10 protein-coding genes, 12 tRNA genes, 3 rRNA genes, 1 pseudogene and 1 other annotated feature are annotated in these 19,837 nt (G+C 43.3%); of the genes and pseudogenes, 21 read left to right on the forward strand and 5 right to left on the reverse strand.

Features of this window, described 5'->3' with window-relative positions:
• Window positions 1–208: 208 nt before the first annotated feature.
• The gene (ssuE, locus tag UB51_RS24120) at window positions 209–772 is read left to right on the forward strand and encodes an NADPH-dependent FMN reductase (protein ID WP_044879493.1); all 564 of its coding nucleotides are present in this window, start codon (window positions 209–211) and stop codon (window positions 770–772) included.
• A gap of 152 nt (window positions 773–924) precedes the next feature.
• Here the strand turns inward: ssuE and UB51_RS24125 are convergent, their stop codons facing one another.
• From UB51_RS24125 to nrdD, 3 genes and pseudogenes are all read right to left on the reverse strand, one after another.
• Window positions 925–1,956, reverse strand: coding sequence for a ribonucleotide-diphosphate reductase subunit beta (locus tag UB51_RS24125; protein WP_044879494.1), 1,032 nt, complete (start codon window positions 1,954–1,956; stop codon window positions 925–927).
• Between the two features lie 68 nt (window positions 1,957–2,024).
• Window positions 2,025–4,358, reverse strand: a complete 2,334-nt coding sequence (locus tag UB51_RS24130) for a ribonucleoside-diphosphate reductase subunit alpha (protein WP_044879495.1) — start codon at window positions 4,356–4,358, stop codon at window positions 2,025–2,027.
• Window positions 4,359–4,665: 307 nt separating this feature from the next.
• Window positions 4,666–5,321, reverse strand: a pseudogene (gene nrdD, locus UB51_RS29855) (anaerobic ribonucleoside-triphosphate reductase); the annotation flags it as partial.
• Window positions 5,322–5,775: 454 nt separating this feature from the next.
• On the opposite strand from nrdD, the gene UB51_RS24135 reads away from it, so the two are divergent.
• Window positions 5,776–6,081 carry an MTH1187 family thiamine-binding protein gene (locus tag UB51_RS24135; RefSeq protein WP_044879496.1) on the forward strand — a complete coding sequence of 102 codons (306 nt, stop codon included), beginning with the start codon at window positions 5,776–5,778 and terminating at the stop codon, window positions 6,079–6,081.
• 95 nt (window positions 6,082–6,176) lie between these two features.
• Here the strand turns inward: UB51_RS24135 and UB51_RS24140 are convergent, their stop codons facing one another.
• A complete protein-coding gene (locus UB51_RS24140; RefSeq protein ID WP_044879497.1) occupies window positions 6,177–6,539 on the reverse strand; it encodes a response regulator in 363 nt (120 codons plus the stop codon).
• 288 nt (window positions 6,540–6,827) lie between these two features.
• Here UB51_RS24140 and UB51_RS24145 point away from each other — a divergent pair, with 288 nt between their 5' ends.
• Window positions 6,828–7,781 (forward strand): alpha/beta hydrolase, encoded by a 954-nt coding sequence (locus UB51_RS24145; protein WP_044879498.1) that lies wholly within the window; start codon window positions 6,828–6,830, stop codon window positions 7,779–7,781.
• 157 nt (window positions 7,782–7,938) lie between these two features.
• Here UB51_RS24145 and UB51_RS24150 read toward each other — a convergent pair whose 3' ends face one another.
• Entirely contained in the window at window positions 7,939–9,321 is a 1,383-nt protein-coding gene (locus UB51_RS24150; protein ID WP_044879499.1) for an alkaline phosphatase, read from the reverse strand.
• 163 nt (window positions 9,322–9,484) lie between these two features.
• On the opposite strand from UB51_RS24150, the gene UB51_RS24155 reads away from it, so the two are divergent.
• The 18 genes from UB51_RS24155 (at window position 9,485) to trpS (ending at window position 19,776) form a co-directional block, all read left to right on the forward strand.
• Window positions 9,485–10,510 (forward strand): CapA family protein, encoded by a 1,026-nt coding sequence (locus UB51_RS24155; protein ID WP_044879500.1) that lies wholly within the window; start codon window positions 9,485–9,487, stop codon window positions 10,508–10,510.
• A gap of 647 nt (window positions 10,511–11,157) precedes the next feature.
• A 16S ribosomal RNA gene (locus UB51_RS24160) occupies window positions 11,158–12,713 on the forward strand.
• A 368-nt stretch (window positions 12,714–13,081) separates the two neighbouring features.
• A 23S ribosomal RNA gene (locus UB51_RS24165) occupies window positions 13,082–16,011 on the forward strand.
• Between the two features lie 175 nt (window positions 16,012–16,186).
• A 5S ribosomal RNA gene (gene rrf / locus UB51_RS24170) occupies window positions 16,187–16,303 on the forward strand.
• The 16S, 23S and 5S rRNA genes sit together here with 12 tRNA genes alongside, the layout of an rRNA operon.
• A gap of 101 nt (window positions 16,304–16,404) precedes the next feature.
• Window positions 16,405–16,480: transfer RNA gene (locus tag UB51_RS24175), tRNA-Asn, on the forward strand.
• A gap of 5 nt (window positions 16,481–16,485) precedes the next feature.
• Window positions 16,486–16,577 (forward strand) — tRNA-Ser (locus tag UB51_RS24180).
• Window positions 16,578–16,590: 13 nt separating this feature from the next.
• Window positions 16,591–16,665, forward strand: a tRNA-Glu gene (locus tag UB51_RS24185).
• 27 nt (window positions 16,666–16,692) lie between these two features.
• Window positions 16,693–16,768 (forward strand) — tRNA-Val (locus UB51_RS24190).
• Window positions 16,769–16,774: 6 nt separating this feature from the next.
• Window positions 16,775–16,850: transfer RNA gene (locus UB51_RS24195), tRNA-Thr, on the forward strand.
• A gap of 15 nt (window positions 16,851–16,865) precedes the next feature.
• Window positions 16,866–16,942: transfer RNA gene (locus tag UB51_RS24200), tRNA-Asp, on the forward strand.
• Window positions 16,943–16,952: 10 nt separating this feature from the next.
• Window positions 16,953–17,028, forward strand: a tRNA-Lys gene (locus tag UB51_RS24205).
• Window positions 17,029–17,044: 16 nt separating this feature from the next.
• A tRNA-Leu gene (locus tag UB51_RS24210) sits at window positions 17,045–17,128 on the forward strand.
• A 7-nt stretch (window positions 17,129–17,135) separates the two neighbouring features.
• Window positions 17,136–17,210 (forward strand) — tRNA-Gly (locus UB51_RS24215).
• Between the two features lie 17 nt (window positions 17,211–17,227).
• Window positions 17,228–17,304 (forward strand) — tRNA-Arg (locus UB51_RS24220).
• A gap of 18 nt (window positions 17,305–17,322) precedes the next feature.
• Window positions 17,323–17,396 (forward strand) — tRNA-Pro (locus tag UB51_RS24225).
• Between the two features lie 13 nt (window positions 17,397–17,409).
• Window positions 17,410–17,480, forward strand: a tRNA-Gly gene (locus UB51_RS24230).
• Between the two features lie 228 nt (window positions 17,481–17,708).
• A complete protein-coding gene (locus UB51_RS24235) occupies window positions 17,709–18,140 on the forward strand; it encodes a hypothetical protein (RefSeq protein ID WP_044879501.1) in 432 nt (143 codons plus the stop codon).
• Window positions 18,141–18,299: 159 nt separating this feature from the next.
• Window positions 18,300–18,583, forward strand: a binding site (T-box leader).
• A gap of 200 nt (window positions 18,584–18,783) precedes the next feature.
• Window positions 18,784–19,776 (forward strand): tryptophan--tRNA ligase, encoded by a 993-nt coding sequence (gene trpS / locus UB51_RS24240; RefSeq protein ID WP_044879502.1) that lies wholly within the window; start codon window positions 18,784–18,786, stop codon window positions 19,774–19,776.
• The last annotated feature ends 61 nt before the right edge of the window (window positions 19,777–19,837 follow it).

Genomic DNA, 19,837 nt, shown 5'->3' on the forward strand with positions numbered 1-19,837 from the left:
CACTGTTCAATTCTGTGAGGTTAGTATAGACTAAACAAAGGCAATTTACAAGGGGGGATAATGTATATATAGGTGTTGACAATACTAAAAATGATTGATACCATAAATTAAACACAGTAAAATAGTCGGAATAGATATTAATGATAAAATGGCCAGATGGATGAGGCTTGGTTGAAACATATCATGATGTGATGAGGAGAATGGAATTATGCCTAAAATCGTTGTAATTAATGGAAGTCCTACATTAACTTCCAGACTTAATGCAATCCTTGAATATGTAGAGGGTCTTCTCAAGAATTCAGGATTTGAAGTAGAACGTATTGATGTAGTGAAATTGCCAGCAGAAGATCTTATTCATACCAAATTTGAAAGTGAACATATTGTAAAAGCTAATGGACTCGTTGCGGAAGCTGATGGCGTGATTATCGCAAGTCCAGTCTATAAAGCTTCCTATACAGGTGTACTTAAGACATTTCTTGATCTTGTACCCGAGAAGGGATTAGCTGGTAAAATTACGTTGCCTTTATTTATTGGAGGAAGTTTAGCCCATTTGCTTGCTATTGATTATGCTCTGAAGCCTGTGTTATCTGCGCTTGGCGCACGCCACATTCTAGGTGGGGTATATACCGTGGACTCTCAAGTTGTTCGTACAGACGATGGAGGCACTGAAATTTCAGAAGAAATGCAGCTGCGTTTGCAGGCTGCCTTAGAAGAATTGGCTACAGAGACAAGATTCAAGGCAGATCGTAACGAAAGTGTATTGAAGCTATAAGGAAAGAGTATATTTGATTGTGAAATAGATAAATAAACAAAAAAGAGGTGACCCTAGGGTCACCTCTTTTTTGTTAGTATACGACTCAATAATGAATGTATACTAACATATATTGTGATTAATAAGACGGATAGTTGTACTTCTTGCCCAAATTATAGATCTCCGAACCCGTTATCATCGCCGACTTTACCATAGTTACGTGACTTCGCTTCAAAGAAATCTGTTTTTGTTGTATTTAGTGCGTCATCAGAGAATGGTTTAATCCAAGGCATACAGTTCACATCCACACCTTGATAAGCTTTCTCCATTCCCATCAAAGTAAGACGTTTATTAGCAGTGTATTTAATATAATCGGATAGTTCATCTAGATCAATTCCACGGACATTAGTAAGCGTATAATGCGCCCAATTGATTTCAAGCTCAACGGCTTGATCAATTGTAGTATACACATAATCCATGTTCTCTTTCGTATTCAATTCTGGGAAATCCTTCAGAAGTTGTTTGTATACCTCAGCGAAGAAATAGCAGTGTTGGTTCTCATCGCGCTGAATATACGAGATCATTTGGCTGGTTGCCATCATTTTCTGGTCACGTGCAAGATTGTAGAAGAAAGCAAACGTACTATAGAAGAAAATACCTTCTAGAATCAAATCTGCAACCATAGACTGGAAGAAGGTCTGTGGATTCTGATTTTCACGGAAATTCTGGTAAATATCCGCGATGAAACGATTGCGTTCCAACAATACAGGGTCTTTCTTCCAATATTCGAATATTTCCTTCTGCTCTTGATCAGACACGATGGAAGATAGAACATAAGAATAAGATTGGTTATGAACAACTTCCTGTTGACCGATAATCGCAGAGATCGCTTCAAGAGAAGAGTCTGTGAAATAACGTTTCACATCTCCTACAAACATCGTTTGCATAGAATCCAGTACAGCAAGTAAAGATATATTAATTTTGAATACACGTTGTTCTTCAGGATCTAGCCCTGGAAATTGTTGAGCATCCTTGGACATTGGAATTTCATCTGCAATCCAGTGATTGAGGAGCAGTACCTTATATAATTTATACATATGTGGCATACGAATATCGTTCCAGTTTAGAATGCCGGAGCATTCCCCTTCAATAATTCGTGTTGATTGGTTAGGGGCTTCCGTATTAAAAATTTGCTGCATTTTCATACAAACTACTCCTTTATTTATACTTGTGAACCCTCTCTTGAAAGGGAGGGGTTAGGTAGGATAGATTATCAGCTCGAACATGATTCGCATTCTTCAATCGTTAGTGCACGACTACGTACATAGTAAGTGGACTTCATACCCGCTTTCCAAGCATGGATGTGTAGATCCAAGAAGTCGGTAGCCTTTATGTCAGGACGCACATAGAAGTTGAAGCTCTGACCTTGGTCGACATGACGTTGACGGGCAGAGGCCATGTTAATGGACCAATGCTGGTCGATATTGAAGGCCGTCTTATAATACCAGATCGTTTTGTCTGATAAGTCTGGTGCTGGATTAGCGATTTTATATGTTGTCTTCTCTTCATAGGATAATAGATCATACAGTGGATCTATACTTGCAGTGGAACCGGCAATAATAGAAGTTGAACCGTTAGGGGCAATGGCGAACATCCATGCATTACGTACACCCGTTTGTTGAACTTCTTGTTGAAGTTCCTTCCACTCTGCAGTAGTTACGAATTTCCCTTCATGCTGACCATCGGTATAACCGCGATGATTGAAGTATGCACCACTTTCCCAATCAGAGCCATGGAATTTAGGATAATAGCCTTTTTCCTTAGCCAGCTCCATGCTGGAGCGAACGAGAAGATAGTTAATTCTTTCATACAGATTATCATTATATGCTACAGCTTCGTCAGACTCCCAGCGAATGCCCTCAAGTGCAAGTAAATGATGCAGTCCGAAAGTACCGAGTCCGACAGCACGATATTGGCTGTTGGTATATTGAGCTTGAAGAACTTCAATATTATTAATATCAATAACATTATCTAACATACGAACTTGAATCGGCACTAGACGATCTAGTACACCTGCAGGTACAGCACGCGCGAGATGGATAGAGTTCAAGTTACATACGACGAAATCACCAGGGATTTTGGAAATAACAATGCGAGTCTGTCCATCTTTAGTCACTAACTCTTCGTGTTCTACGACAGTCGCAGATTGGTTCTGCATAATCTCTGTACATAAGTTAGAAGAATAGACCATTCCATGTGCGCTGTTCGGATTGGCGCGGTTTACGGTATCACGATAGAACATATATGGTGTTCCCGTCTCAAGCTGAGACTTCATAATCCGTTTCATAATATCAATCGCTGGGACTGTAATACGTGATAGCAGAGGATGAGCAACAGCTTCTGCATATTTATCACGGAATGCTCCTTGACCTAGCGTTTCATCATAGAAATCTTCAAGTCCAAGTGGACGTCCGTTCGTATCTTTCCATCCCATCACTTTCTTAACTTCATGAGGACAGAACAAATTGAACTCACCACGAGCTTCCACTGCTTCCATAAACGTGTCAGAAATGCATACGCCGTGGAATACATCATGGGCTCTCATGCGCTCGTCACCATTGTTTAATTTCAGATCAAGGAAAGCCAGAATGTCCTTGTGGAATACATCTAAGTAAACGGCAATGGCACCTTTACGCGTTCCTAATTGGTCTACGCTAACTGCGGTATTGTTCAATTGGCGAATCCAAGGAATGACCCCTGAGCTTGTGTTCTTATGACCCCGAATATCTGAACCGCGTGCGCGTACTTTACCAAGATAAACACCGATTCCGCCACCCATTTTGCTTAAGCGAGCAATATCTGTATTGGAGTCGAATATGCCTTCTAGGGAGTCATCCACAGTGTCAATGAAGCAACTGGAGAGCTGACCAGCGACTTTTTTACCTGCATTAGACATCGTAGGAGTAGCAGCTGTCATATAAAGGTTACTCATTGCCCAGTATGATTCTTTGACAAGTTCCATACGTTTCTCAACAGGTTCCTTGTGCATGAGGTACATAGCAATGACCATATAACGCTCTTGTGGTAATTCCATAACATGTCCGTCGAAATCAGTCGTTAGGTAACGTTCTGTTAGTGTTAAAAGACCGATGTAGTCAAATAGAAGATCACGACGGTAGTCGATAGTCTGGGCAAGTTCTTCAATTTGATCCTTCGTATAGTATTCCAAAAGCTCCTCACGATAAATTCCTTTTTTGACTAAGTCTGAGATAAGCGGAAATAGTGCACCATAAGGTTCATCTGGGTATGATTTATATCTGCGATAATAAGCAGCTTTTTTATATAGGGTAGTAAGCAGAGAGCGTGCTGCTGCAAATTTCCAATTGGGTTCTTCTATGCTAACCAGCTCAAGAGCTGCCATTGTGAAGGCGTTGCTGATCTCCTCACTCGTTACTTCCTCACGGCGGAGCTTACTAATTACACTTCGGATTAGACGTTCTTTATTAAGTGTCTCTAGTCCTTCTAGTAGGCGATCAGAATAAACGGAGAGACGAGTTTCATCAAAAGCGAGCTGACGATTGTTCGGTTTTGTTACAAATTGGGGCATGGGTTTCTTCCTTTCAATATTTATCATCTCATATTGGAGATTATAATTTCTATAGAACGATCTTGGAGTTTCGAGACTTGCCTGAATATCAATAATACGCTGATTTGTACTTCCGCGAAAGGGAAGAATAATACGACAGGTATGTGAAAAGAATTGGTGTAATATTCACGGTCGGTTACACCCGAAATAGAGCCGAACTTCTCGTGGTTTTTCATCGTAAATTCGCCAGAGATAGACCTTCAGCTAATGTCAACGGAATCATCAGGATGGTGTAGAAGTTCACCACCTTCCTAGACAGCTTCATGCATCATGAGATATGAGGCTGAGGGGGTTGACGTTTCTGCATTGTAAAACGGTGTAATAGACTCTTCAATGCAATATCAAGGCAAGGTTGAAGATGAGGTGTACAGCCTTCCTCATCAGGCCTGTCCATTCCATTGACTACACCGTATGTAATACCTAATTTCACGAGGTTAATCGTGTTGAAAGACAGATCTCCTTTGCCGGATAAGTGGTTTCGTCCATGACGGTAAGATAGAACCCGTGTAAGACAACCCATCGTGGTGAATTCCGTGTTAGAATCTGCTGGATCGTAACATTGTAGATTGAATGGTGCATCTAAGTTGGACAAATTTGAATGGAATCTGACCACCAGCGCGGCTAGACATGGTGTTTAAGTTATGAATCAAGCTTTCTACCGCTTGTAGACATTCTGTTTGTACCTCTTGCATTGCAAGAGAGAACGAACGGGGATGAGAGTTAGCTAATGTTAAGTTACCTAGAGTAACTTCTTGATCTTCCGAAGGGTATCTCACTAAAGTAGTTTAACCCTATTTTCAATTTCTTCGCAAATGACTTAGCGACATAAGGAACAAGGTCATGATCGATCTTGCTTCCAGAAACTCCACCATACTGTGAGTTTTGCTGGCATTGAAATATAATTGCAACGAGTGTCATGACGGTGGGTCAAACAGTGCCAGAATATAAACGTTGCAGAGTAACACTTTCTAGTTCCTCGTAGGATCGCCTTGGGTGGTAAATCAGTAGCTAGAGTCCTTAGAGGCGCTATGGGCGTGTCCATGTCGGGGTTACCCTGTATTTCTATGAAGTCTCGGGTATTTTTCCTAATATCTTCTTTATTTGATTCCACTATATTTAGCGATCCGAAAGTGGTTTAATCAATATATCATCAATATATAGTATAGGCAACTATTGTTTTATGCAGGCGTAATGGAAGCGAATTTATGACAGATCGTTGCTTAAACCACTATTGTAAAGATGGACAAGGAACCAAATTTATAGCAAAATTATGTTTTTTTAGTGACTATTTACTTCCGCGACTAAAGGCTTTGCGATTGTTTAGCGCGTTAGTTACAATGAATAATGAATGTTTAAACTTATGAGGGAGGTACTAATAATGGCTATCGCTGAAGTGACTATAGTTCCTATTGGAACGTCAACAACCAGTCTAAGTTCCTATGTGGCAGACATGCAGAAGGTATTGAAACAACAGCAGGGAGTTACTTACCAATTAACATCCATGAGTACTATTATTGAGGGACCCCTCGATCAAGTATGGAAAGCTATAGCCGCTTTACATGAGTCACCTTTTCTATCCGGAGCTCAACGTGTGTCCACATCTATCAAAATCGATGATCGTCGAGATAAAGCTTCATCTAGTGCACAGAAATTAAAATCGGTACAAGAAAAACTTAATTTGTAATGTAGTCGCCGAAAAGAACACCAAAATAATAAATAGAGCTGTTCCTGCAGCAGGTGTTCCTCCTGAAGGACAGCTCTATTTATTATAATGCCAATTTAACTAGCAATGATTTTGGCGATGGCTTCAATTACGCGTTCCTCTTTAATTGGTTTTACAACGAAATCTTTAGCGCCTGCTCTAATGGCTTCTGTGATGAACTTTTGTTGACCCAGAGCAGAGCAGACTAGAATTTTAGCCTGAGGATTTATTTCTAATATTTCTTTGAGAGCTGCGATTCCACTCTTCTTAGGCATATTAATATCCATTGTGATTAGATCAGGTTGTAATTCAGAATATTTCAGAACGGCTTCTTCACCATTCTCTGCCTCTCCTACAACAAAGTGCCCCATATTTAAGATGATCTCCTTTAATATAACTCTCATAAATAGAGAATCATCAACTACCAAAATCTTTGCCATCGTAGTACCTCCATATTGAGAACAAAATAAACGTAGTACCCTCATATTCTTGATTACTTTAGAATTTATAACTATTGTAGAGGGCAAACTATAGTTCAATCTATTAATTATATCGTCATTTTTTGTCTTTCTCTAAAGGGAGAACATTGTCTGATATTTGACAGTTTGGGTAGGTTTTTTGCCGATGATATATGAAAATGAGAATAAAGTTAGTATACTTTTACAATCAATAGTTCATAAGAATCAAATGAAAATATGAAATAATGGATAGATCCCGAGGAGGGTAACATGACCACACTAACCTTTACACAATTAATAAATAGAACATTAGCATTAAATGAGGATGCAGGTAGCTTGGAAGCCTACCAATTCATTACAGAACATGCAAATGAAGTGCAGGGAAATAGAGCGCAAATATTTAATTTTAGATACGCCCTGGCCGGTGCAGCGGGACTCGAGCAAGAAGCATTGACCATTATGAGAGAAGCCATCATAGAACATGGGTATTGGTATGGGTATGAATATTTGATGGGTGATGAAGATTTACAACTACTTCATAAATATGATGTCTTTCAAGAGATGGCCCAATTGTGTAAGAAGCGAGAAGCTGATGCACAGCAAACGGTAACACCTACCTTAAAAGTGATACGTGATCAGAATAGTTCGGAACATGAATCCCCAACGCTAGTTATAGCATTACATGGTGATCAAGAGAATATAGAGATAACAGAGGGATACTGGAGATCCATCGTATCGGATCATTGTATGCTGGCATTGCCGCAGTCCTCGCAAATTCAATTCTCAGACAGCTATGATTGGGAAGATGTAGATAAGGGATCTGATGAGCTACAAGAGCACTACGATCGAATGCTAGATAGCCAGAGTATAGAACCAATAAATGTTATTGTTGGAGGTTTCTCTGCCGGGGCTAAAGTAGCCTTGAATGCAATTTTATCTGGACAAATATCTGCTAAGGGATTTATTTTGGTTGCACCATGGTTACCAGAGATTGAAGAATGGGAACATGTATTGGACACCCTAGCGGAGAGGAATATTAAGGGGTATGTGATATGTGGCAATGCTGATGAAGATGGTTATGAATCTACAATACAACTGGTGACTTTACTGGATGAAAAAAATGTGGATCATGTATTTATAGAGGTAGACGGTTTAGACCATGATTATCCAGCTAATTTCGAACAATTGTTAAATGAAGCTACCGAATATATCGTTGGACTATAAATGATAATAGCCTCAGACAGTAGAGAGTGGTTTATTAACTTATAGAGCCTTTCCACCTGTCAGAGACGCGATTAGAGTGTAATTGGTTTACATGAGCATAAATACGAATGGCTCCGCCCTGTGTATAGGGCGGAGCCATTCGTATTTATTGGGGGGGTTATTTATTTTTTGCTTTTTTTGGAGCGTTATCTTCTAATATTTTAAAGATGTTTTTTGCATTGTCTGTGTTATCAATAAGTCCTGAGAACATTTCCTTACCTGGACCGTATGCGAATACAGGCACATCTTCACCTGTGTGACCGCCTGTAGTCCAGCCGGTATTTGTACGGATGTCAAAGATAAGATCAATGGCATTGTCTATTTTATCCTGATCCTTTGTAGCAGCCGCATCCTTGACGGATTGAATCTCCTCAGTGGTTAATGTCAAGTCGATATATTTCTTGAGAGTTTGTTCTACACTTGCACCTTTGAATATTTCTTGAGACATGAAATCGGATGTGCGTTTTGCTGCTTTGATTGGACTTACGTCAAAGACATAAGTTCCTCTTGCTCCAATGGACAATCCGCCTGTTGAATGGTCAGCTGTAGCCACAACTAACGTATGACCATCTTTTTTAGCGAAATCAATAGCCGCTTTAAATGCCTTCTCGAAATCAGCCATTTCGCTCATTGCACCTACGACATCATTGTCGTGTCCTGCCCAGTCAATCTGGCTCCCCTCTACCATAAGGAAGAAGCCATCTTTGTTCTTGTTCAGTCGAGTAATTGCAGCGCTTGTCATTTCTTGTAAAGAAGGAGTTTTATCTGTTCGATCAATCGCTTTATCTAAGCCACCCGAGGCGAATAAACCGAGAAGGCGATCATTTGTATTCTTTAGTAGCCCTGCTCGATCGCTCACATAGCCGTAGCCATCTTTTTTAAACAAATCCGTTAAATTTCGATCTTCGCGGACGAAGTTTTTCGATCCTCCACCAAGGAGGACGTCCACCTTATGTTTGCCGTTCACAAGGTCATCATAATAATCATCCGCGATAGCGTCCATATTTTTACGACTGATATCATGTGCCCCAAATGCAGCGGGTGTAGCATGGGTAATTTCCGAAGTAGCTACTAAGCCGGTTGACTTCCCTAATTCTTTTGCGCGTTCAAGAACAGTTTTAACGTCTTTTTTATGTGTATCAACGGCGATAGCGGCATTATAGGTTTTGACCCCGGCAGACATGGCCGTAGCAGCAGAAGCTGAATCGGTCACATTTTCTTTCTCATCATGTGGATAAGTCATTTGGTTACCTACAAGGTATTTGTCGAATTCAGTTTGTTCCATAACAGGTGTAGAAGGATTATCTTTAAGGTAGCGGTAAGCGGTTGTGTAAGATTGACCCATGCCGTCCCCGATTAAAAAGATAACATTCTTAATTTTTGCTTGATCTTTGTCTTTATTTGCTGCGTGAGTTGTTGTTCCTGAGAAAATAGCACTTACCGCCAGTGATGATATAACAACGGCAAAAGGTAAGATTTTTTTTACTAATTTATGATTCATATTAATCCTCCTGTATTATCATTTCTATTTGAGATACCCGATTTTTCAATGGCTGGGTACACAGATAACATTACTGTTGTAATATAAAGAGAGACCTACTTTTATGTAAAAAGTATGTTAAATATGCTGATGGTTTCAATTTAGATATAAAGGGGGAGCGATATTGAGGAGATTACTAGGCATTTTACTTATTCTATTATTTATTTATCCATCATCGTTCGTATCTAGTGAATCTTCCAAAACAACGAGTATCCAGCTAGTCTTTGCAGGTGACATACTCCTAGATGGTTATGTGGGGGATCAGGTTTCTAAGTATGGTGCTAATTATCCGTTTGTAAAAGTAGCGCCTATATTAAAAAAAGCAGATATGGCCTTTGCCAATTTGGAGACTCCTGTCTCTGTTAGGGGGAAAGCAGCGGATAAGATGTTTGCCTTCCGCTCGAAACCTGCAACCCTAAAAGGATTAGTATACGCAGGCATAGACGGAGTGACTCTAGCCAATAATCATATTCTTGATTACGGACAAGGTGCGATGCTAGATACGTTAGTACATTTGAACAATTATAAGATTGGTTATACAGGTGCAGGTAAAAATATCGAAGCGGCCTTTAAGCCCTATACTCAAACGATAAAGGGAAAAAAAATTGCAGTCATCGGGGTAAGTCGTGTACTTTCAGATCCTTCTTGGTATGCCGGTAAGAAGAGTCCGGGGGCAGCCTCTGCCTATACGCTTGAACCTATGCTAGGTGAGATCAAGAAGTCTTCCAAAACAAATGACGTTACCGTGGTGTATATTCATTGGAACGAAGAGTTTAAGGATTATCCTGCAAAGTATGCACGTACGATGGCCAAACAGATGATTGATAGCGGCGCAGACATTATCATTGGATCACATAGTCATTGCTTGATGGGGATCGAATATTATAAGAAGAAGCCAATCTATTATTCATTAGGTAACTTCGTATTTAATCGCTCGACACGTGGCGGTGATAAGACGCTAGATTCAATGATGGTAGATTTTGAAATGCATAACAATTCAATTACAAGTAAAATCACGCCAGTAAAAATTATAAGAGGTCAACCTAATCTGATGGGTAAAAGCTATAATAAACAAATCATTACGAAGATGAATAAACTTTCCTTCAATGCGATAATTGATTCGAACGGTAAGGTAACAGAGAAGAAATAAAAGGATACCTATTTAGAAGATGTATAGCATAGTAGTAAGAGGGATCTTAGCAATAGATTGTTCTATTGTTGAGATCTCTCTTGCATCATTTCTATTATATAAATAAAATGAGAAGATAGAGTAGGTTATAAATGAGGCTATAATAAGACTATATAGATGAAGGGAAATATTAAAGATACTACATCGGCATATTAAATGGGTGAAATTTGTTGGTGGATGTTGTCATGAACTCACTTATTGTTGGCAAGATTATATGATGAGCAAATAAAGGACATCCAATGCGCTCGCATTATGTGTAATAGCAGTGTTTATTCAAAATTAATAAAAAAGCTTGCACATTACTTACAGACGTGATATATTATTTATCCGGACATTAAACGTCGGTCAACACGAACCAGAAAGCTTAACAATCACATGAAAATGACGTTGAAAATAAAGCTTGCATAACTGAGTCGGACATGATAAGATATAGTAGTTGTCGCCGAGAAAAACTGGTGATGACGAAAGAGAAATTGATCTTTGAAAACTGAACAACGAGTGAGTAAAGATTTCACGAAAGTGAAGTCAAAACAAATGAGAAATCATTTGGTAGAGAATGCAAATTCTCGCCAGTTTGTTTCAAAATGAGCATATCGCTCTTTTCAATTCTATTGGAGAGTTTGATCCTGGCTCAGGACGAACGCTGGCGGCGTGCCTAATACATGCAAGTCGAGCGGAGTTGATGGAGTGCTTGCACTCCTAATACTCAGCGGCGGACGGGTGAGTAACACGTAGGTAACCTGCCTGTGAGACTGGGATAACTACCGGAAACGGTAGCTAATACCGGATAATACATTTTCTCTCCTGAGGAGATGTTGAAAGGCGGAGCAATCTGTCACTTACAGATGGACCTGCGGCGCATTAGCTTGTTGGTGAGGTAACGGCTCACCAAGGCGACGATGCGTAGCCGACCTGAGAGGGTGAACGGCCACACTGGGACTGAGACACGGCCCAGACTCCTACGGGAGGCAGCAGTAGGGAATCTTCCGCAATGGACGAAAGTCTGACGGAGCAACGCCGCGTGAGTGATGAAGGTTTTCGGATCGTAAAGCTCTGTTGCCAGGGAAGAAGATTCAGGAGAGTAACTGCTCCTGGAGTGACGGTACCTGAGAAGAAAGCCCCGGCTAACTACGTGCCAGCAGCCGCGGTAATACGTAGGGGGCAAGCGTTGTCCGGAATTATTGGGCGTAAAGCGCGCGCAGGCGGTCATTTAAGTCTGGTGTTTAATCCCGGGGCTCAACCCCGGGTCGCACTGGAAACTGGGTGACTTGAGTACAGAAGAGGAGAGTGGAATTCCACGTGTAGCGGTGAAATGCGTAGATATGTGGAGGAACACCAGTGGCGAAGGCGACTCTCTGGGCTGTAACTGACGCTGAGGCGCGAAAGCGTGGGGAGCAAACAGGATTAGATACCCTGGTAGTCCACGCCGTAAACGATGAGTGCTAGGTGTTAGGGGTTTCGATACCCTTGGTGCCGAAGTTAACACATTAAGCACTCCGCCTGGGGAGTACGGTCGCAAGACTGAAACTCAAAGGAATTGACGGGGACCCGCACAAGCAGTGGAGTATGTGGTTTAATTCGAAGCAACGCGAAGAACCTTACCAGGTCTTGACATCCCTCTGAATCCACTAGAGATAGTGGCGGCCTTCGGGACAGAGGAGACAGGTGGTGCATGGTTGTCGTCAGCTCGTGTCGTGAGATGTTGGGTTAAGTCCCGCAACGAGCGCAACCCTTATGCTTAGTTGCCAGCACATTATGGTGGGCACTCTAAACAGACTGCCGGTGACAAACCGGAGGAAGGTGGGGATGACGTCAAATCATCATGCCCCTTATGACCTGGGCTACACACGTACTACAATGGCCGGTACAACGGGCTGCGAAATCGCGAGATGGAGCCAATCCCACCAAAGCCGGTCTCAGTTCGGATTGCAGGCTGCAACCCGCCTGCATGAAGTCGGAATTGCTAGTAATCGCGGATCAGCATGCCGCGGTGAATACGTTCCCGGGTCTTGTACACACCGCCCGTCACACCACGAGAGTTTACAACACCCGAAGTCGGTGGGGTAACCCGCAAGGGAGCCAGCCGCCGAAGGTGGGGTAGATGATTGGGGTGAAGTCGTAACAAGGTAGCCGTATCGGAAGGTGCGGCTGGATCACCTCCTTTCTATGGAGAATCGTTTCCTGCAACGGAAACATTCATATAAGAGTCAAGATAAGACTTATGGAACAATAGATTCCATGAATATTTCCTCACTCGTTGTCAGTTTTGAAAGAGCAATCTTTCAAACATGTTATTTCTCTTGTAGAAATGACCTTGATCCTTGAAAACTAGATAACGAAACGAATTTGCGATTTAAAACATTCTTTTATATTTAACATTCAACTCATTATGAATTGAATGTAGTGTAAAGGTAGCTAGCGAATTTGATGTGATGATCGATCCTTTGGGAATTCATTTTAACCTCTAATGGGTTCACTCAATAGATGAAATGAACGGACAAGAGAGCGGACAGCGCAACAAATGAGCGAAATGGTTAAGCTACTAAGAGCACACGGAGGATGCCTAGGCGCTAGGAGCCGATGAAGGACGTGGCGAACAACGAAACTGCCTCGGGGAGCTGTAAGCAAGCTTTGATCCGGGGGTGTCCGAATGGGGAAACCCAGCTGTGGTAATTCGCAGTTACTCATTCCTGAATACATAGGGAATGTAGAGGCAGACCAGGGGAACTGAAACATCTAAGTACCCTGAGGAAGAGAAAACAATAGTGATTCCGTCAGTAGCGGCGAGCGAACGCGGAACAGCCCAAACCAAGGAGCTTGCTCTTTGGGGTTGTGGGACGTCTCACATGGAGTTACAAAGGATTAGGTTAGGTGAAGAGGTCTGGAAAGGCCCGGCATAGAAGGTAAAAGCCCTGTAACCAAAAGTCTAATCCCTCCGAGACGGATCCCGAGTAGTGCGGGGCACGTGAAACCCCGTATGAATCTAGCAGGACCATCTGCTAAGGCTAAATACTACCTAGCGACCGATAGTGAAACAGTACCGTGAGGGAAAGGTGAAAAGCACCCCGGAAGGGGAGTGAAATAGAACCTGAAACCGTGTGCTTACAAAAAGTCAGAGCCCTATTTATGGGTGATGGCGTGCCTTTTGTAGAATGAACCGGCGAGTTACGTTCCCGTGCAAGGTTAAGGTGAGAAGCCGGAGCCGCAGCGAAAGCGAGTCTGAATAGGGCGAATTTTAGTACGTGGACGTAGACCCGAAACCGAGTGATCTACCCCTGTCCAGGGTGAAGGTGCGGTAACACGCACTGGAGGCCCGAACCCACGCATGTTGAAAAATGCGGGGATGAGGTGGGGGTAGCGGAGAAATTCCAATCGAACTCGGAGATAGCTGGTTCTCCCCGAAATAGCTTTAGGGCTAGCCTCGGAAATAAGTCGTGGAGGTAGAGCACTGATTGGGTGCGGGGCCCGCAAGGGTTACCAAACTCAGTCAAACTCCGAATGCCATAGACTCGAATTCCGGGAGTCAGACAGTGAGTGCTAAGATCCATTGTCGAAAGGGAAACAGCCCAGACCATCAGCTAAGGTCCCCAAGTGTGTGTTAAGTGGGAAAGGATGTGGAGTTGCACAGACAACCAGGATGTTGGCTTAGAAGCAGCCACCATTGAAAGAGTGCGTAATAGCTCACTGGTCGAGTGACTCTGCGCCGAAAATGTAACGGGGCTAAACACGCCACCGAAGCTATGGCTTGATGCTTTGCATCAGGGGTAGGGGAGCGTTGTATGCAGGTTGAAGGTGTACCGTAAGGAGCGCTGGACAGCATACAAGTGAGAATGCCGGTATAAGTAACGAAAAGATCAGTGAGAATCTGATCCGCCGAAAGCCCAAGGTTTCCTGAGGAAGGCTCGTCCTCTCAGGGTAAGTCGGGACCTAACGCGAGGCCGAAAGGCGTAGTGGATGGACAACAGGTTGAAATTCCTGTACCACCGTAATCCGTTATGAGTAATGGGGTGACGCAGCAGGGTAGTGACGCGGACTGATGGAAGTGTCCGTCTAAGCAGTGAGGCTGATGTGTAGGCAAATCCGCACATCAATAAGGCTGGGCTGTGATGGGGAGCGAAAATTATAGTAGCGAAGGTCATGATCTCACACTGCCAAGAAAAGCCTCTAACCAGGAGAAGGTGCCCGTACCGCAAACCGACACAGGTAGGCGAGAAGAGTATTCTAAGGCGCGCGGAAGAACTCTCGTTAAGGAACTCGGCAAAATGACCCCGTAACTTCGGGAGAAGGGGTGCCCCGGTAGTGTGAATAGCACGAGGGGGCCGCAGTGAAAAGGCCCAAGCGACTGTTTAGCAAAAACACAGGTCTGTGCGAAGCCGCAAGGCGAAGTATACGGGCTGACGCCTGCCCGGTGCTGGAAGGTTAAGGGGAGTGGTTAGGGGTAACCCGAAGCTATGAACCGAAGCCCCAGTAAACGGCGGCCGTAACTATAACGGTCCTAAGGTAGCGAAATTCCTTGTCAGGTAAATTCTGACCCGCACGAATGGCGTAACGACTTGGGCGCTGTCTCAACGAGAGATCCGGTGAAATTTTAATACCTGTGAAGATGCAGGTTACCCGCGACAAGACGGAAAGACCCCATGGAGCTTTACTGCAGCTTGATATTGGATTTGGGTACGATCTGTACAGGATAGGTGGGAGCCTGAGAAGTAGGAGCGCAAGCTTCTACGGAGGCGCCGTTGGGATACCACCCTGATCGTATCTAGGTTCTAACCTAGGACCGTAAACCGGTTCGGGGACAGTGTCAGGTGGGCAGTTTGACTGGGGCGGTCGCCTCCTAAAGAGTAACGGAGGCGCCCCAAGGTTCCCTCAGAATGGTTGGAAATCATTCGAAGAGTGCAAAGGCAGAAGGGAGCTTGACTGCGAGACCTACAAGTCGAGCAGGGACGAAAGTCGGGCTTAGTGATCCGGTGGTACCGCATGGAAGGGCCATCGCTCAACGGATAAAAGCTACCCTGGGGATAACAGGCTTATCTCCCCCAAGAGTCCACATCGACGGGGAGGTTTGGCACCTCGATGTCGGCTCATCGCATCCTGGGGCTGAAGTAGGTCCCAAGGGTTGGGCTGTTCGCCCATTAAAGCGGTACGCGAGCTGGGTTCAGAACGTCGTGAGACAGTTCGGTCCCTATCTGTCGTGGGCGCAGGAAATTTGAGAGGAGCTGTCCTTAGTACGAGAGGACCGGGATGGACGCACCTCTGGTGTACCAGTTGTTCCGCCAGGAGCATAGCTGGGTAGCTACGTGCGGACGGGATAAACGCTGAAAGCATCTAAGCGTGAAGCCCCCCTCAAGATGAGATTTCCCAATTAGTAAGACCCCTTGAAGACGACGAGGTAGATAGGTTGGAGGTGGAAGTGCAGTAATGCATGGAGCTGACCAATACTAATCGGTCGAGGGCTTATCCTAAAAGTTTCATGAAGTGAAACTACTTCGGAAGCATATGCTGTTTTAAACTTGCAAATTCGTTTCGTATCTAGTTTTCAAGGATTAAACCTTGTGCTGATTTTAAATTGCATCTCTTTAGGGGAATTGAATATTTTGTATAAGGTATACAAAGTAGACAAGCAGTTGAAAAATCCTGTTTGGTGGCGATAGCGGAGGGGTTCCACACGTACCCATCCCGAACACGACCGTTAAGCCCTCCAGCGCCGATGGTACTTGGACCGCAGGGTCCTGGGAGAGTAGGACGTCGCCAAGCAGTTACCACATCCTTGTGGTATTTTTTTTGCCTGATTTCTTTCACTTACATAAGCATAAATATTCTTTTAGTAAGTAAGTAGGTCAGCAGTTCAATTCTATTCCCTGATAGCTCAGTTGGTAGAGCACTCGACTGTTAATCGAGTTGTCACAGGTTCGAGCCCTGTTCGGGGAGCCATTTATGGAGAGGTGTCCGAGCTGGCCGAAGGAGCACGATTGGAAATCGTGTAGGCGCCAAAAGCGTCTCGAGGGTTCGAATCCCTCTCTCTCCGCCATTATTATTATTTAGGCCCGTTGGTCAAGGGGTTAAGACACCTCCCTTTCACGGAGGTAACATGGGTTCGAATCCCATACGGGTCACCAATTATTATTATTATTTTGAATGTGTATGGAGGCTTAGCTCAGCTGGGAGAGCATCTGCCTTACAAGCAGAGGGTCGGGGGTTCGATCCCCTCAGCCTCCACCATCATACGCCGTTGTAGCTCAACTGGTAGAGCAACTGACTTGTAATCAGTAGGTTGGGGGTTCAAGTCCTCTCGACGGCACCATCTTTATAATAGTGCGGAACCGTGGTGTAGTTGGTTAACATGCCTGCCTGTCACGCAGGAGATCGCGGGTTCGAGTCCCGTCGGTTCCGCCATTTTTAGTAAGGGTTATTAGCTCAGTTGGTAGAGCACCTGACTCTTAATCAGGGTGTCGAAGGTTCGAGCCCTTCATAACCCACCATTTTCTTATCAAGTGTGCGCGTGTGGCGGAATTGGCAGACGCACTAGACTTAGGATCTAGCGTCTATGACGTGGGGGTTCAAGTCCCTCCACGCGCACCATATGTTTGCGGACGTGGCTCAGCGGTAGAGCATCGCCTTGCCAAGGCGAGGGTCGCGGGTTCGATTCCCGTCGTCCGCTCCATTGTTACAATGTAATGTGCGCCCTTAGCTCAGCTGGATAGAGCGTTTGACTACGAATCAAAAGGCCAGGAGTTCGAATCTCTTAGGGCGCACCATTTTCATATATATAATATCGGGACGTAGCTCAGCTTGGTAGAGCACCTGGTTTGGGTCCAGGGGGTCGCATGTTCAAATCGTGTCGTCCCGATACTAATTTTTACGCGGGTGTAGTTCAATGGTAGAACTTCAGCCTTCCAAGCTGATAGCGTGGGTTCGATTCCCATCACCCGCTTCATAGTAGAAGTACTTTAAATCCTTGCCCTGCAAGGGTTTTTTCTTTGCATAAAATTCGATTAATGGCTGCTTATTTTTGTTTAAATGGATAGATTGGACGATATTATATGATGATTATTAGATTGTGGGTGTGGATATAATTGTTATGAAGTAAATGTGATATAGCAAAAAATGTATGATAATGCTAGAGTTAGCTTAGTAAATCTTATAGGTAGGTGATTCATTAATGGATGATAATATAGTAGAAGGAATACAAGAAATGAATATTGATGATTTGCGTGACGACTTATTAGCAACTTTGGTGTTTAGATCGAATAATGAGACCTTAGATTTAGATTTGACAGTGACCTTGACGGTTGGGGGAACTTTAATTAGTGGTAAGCTGGTATCGGGTAAGACATATTGTGATGGTGTAGCAGGGATGCTCAATAACACGGGGATGAGTGGGAGAAGACTTTCAGAATTTTTCACTGATTTCGGCAAAGAGCGATATGCTGATAATGATGGAGACTATGATGAGGACGGGGAGATTCAGTTACCATCATATATCCACTTGAAAGATGCTAGAGTGATAGTAGGAAATCTAAATCTCGGATGGTGGAGAGGTAAATTGACTTCTATCAATGGCTTTACGATTGGGGAAATATATAATTCATAACTTGTGATTATATCTAAATAGAATCATAAAATAGATATAGGAAACAGGTAAGTTCTTTTTTAGAGAATCTACCTACCTGTTTTAATGGATAAGCCGTATTTATTTAATGAATACACATTGACTGCGGGCTTACATTGGGAATATAATATATAAAATATTTTAACAGCTGTGATGAAGGGTAAGTAGAGGTACGATAAAGACTTTCAGAGAGCCGGTGGTTGCTGTGAACCGGTGTCTAGCGTATCGTTGAATGGCCTTCGGAGTTGCTTTGCTGAATCATCACCATGATGTAGTAGGGAAGGCCGGGGTTCCTCCCGTTATCCTCAGGAGCATTATAAGAGTTCGTACATGGAGCTCCGTAATGTTTGAGATAATCGATACTCTGCTATGTATGCAGAAGGATCGGTTAATTAAGGTGGTACCACGATAGCTTCGTCCTTTATTGGGTGAGGCTTTTTTGTGTATAAAAGAAAATGTATTTGAGGTAACCGAAAAGAACGTGGGTTAAAGCTCGAAGCATAGGCTCTACTTTGTGGAGTATTAAAGGGGGTGATGGCCATGGAGGATGGCTGGTGGTGGCGACTATATGTTGAATTACTTGTTGATGTACCTTGGGATGTTCCAAATATGAGGAGGCCTATTTATGTTAAAAGAAAGAGTATTAACAGGAGATCGTGTGACCGGAAAGCTCCACCTTGGTCATTACGTCGGAAGTCTAAAGAATCGGGTTATGCTTCAGGATCAGTTTGAGACATTCGTGTTGCTAGCAGATGTTCAGGCATTGACGACTCATTTCCATAAACCAGAATTAATACGAAGCCATTTAAGGGAGATTACCCTAGATTACTTAGCAGCTGGAATTAAGCCTGAATCTACAACGATCTTTGTTCAATCCATGATACCTGAAATTTCCGAGTTAACCGTATTATACTCCATGTTCGTTACTGTGAATGTGCTACGTCATAATCCAACGATTAAATCGGAATCGCGAAATAGCGGGCTAGATGATATGAATTACGGTTTCCTCGGTTATCCTGTGAGCCAGGCTGCGGATATTACCTTTTGTAAAGCAACGATTATACCCGTAGGTGAAGATCAGCTTCCTCATCTGGAGCTAACGCGTAAAATTGTACGTCGATTTAATGAATTGTATAAGCCTATACTTGTGGAGCCTAAGCCACTAATCAGTGATATGCCTCGGCTAGTAGGTACGGATGGTCGTGCGAAGATGAGTAAGAGTCTTGGAAATTCTATTGATCTTGATTCTTCAGCTGAAGATATTTCTCACCAAATACGTAAAGCAGTTACTGATCCTGCGCGAATTCATAAGCATGATCCCGGACATCCAGATATTTGTCCGATTTATGCTTATCATTGTGCTTTTCGCCCAGAGGGATCATCAGAAATTCATGAAAATTGCCAGAAGGGAACTATGGGGTGTGTTGAATGTAAAAAACTCATAAGTGTGTCTATTGAGGAGCTTCTAGAGCCGATGCAGGAACGTAGGGCTTATTATAAACACAGACCTAGCATGGTTGAAGATATTTTGATGACAGGAACGGAGCGAGCTCGTACCATTGCTCAATCAACGATGCATGAAGTACGAGAAGCGATGAGTCTTAATTATTTTGGTTGAAATCCAATATAAACAAAACGATTTACTATTAAATCAAAGCATAGGGTATTTGCTAGCTAAC

The sequence above is a fragment of the Paenibacillus sp. IHBB 10380 genome (genome assembly GCF_000949425.1).
In the GTDB taxonomy this organism is placed as follows: Bacteria; Bacillota; Bacilli; order Paenibacillales; family Paenibacillaceae; genus Paenibacillus_AQ.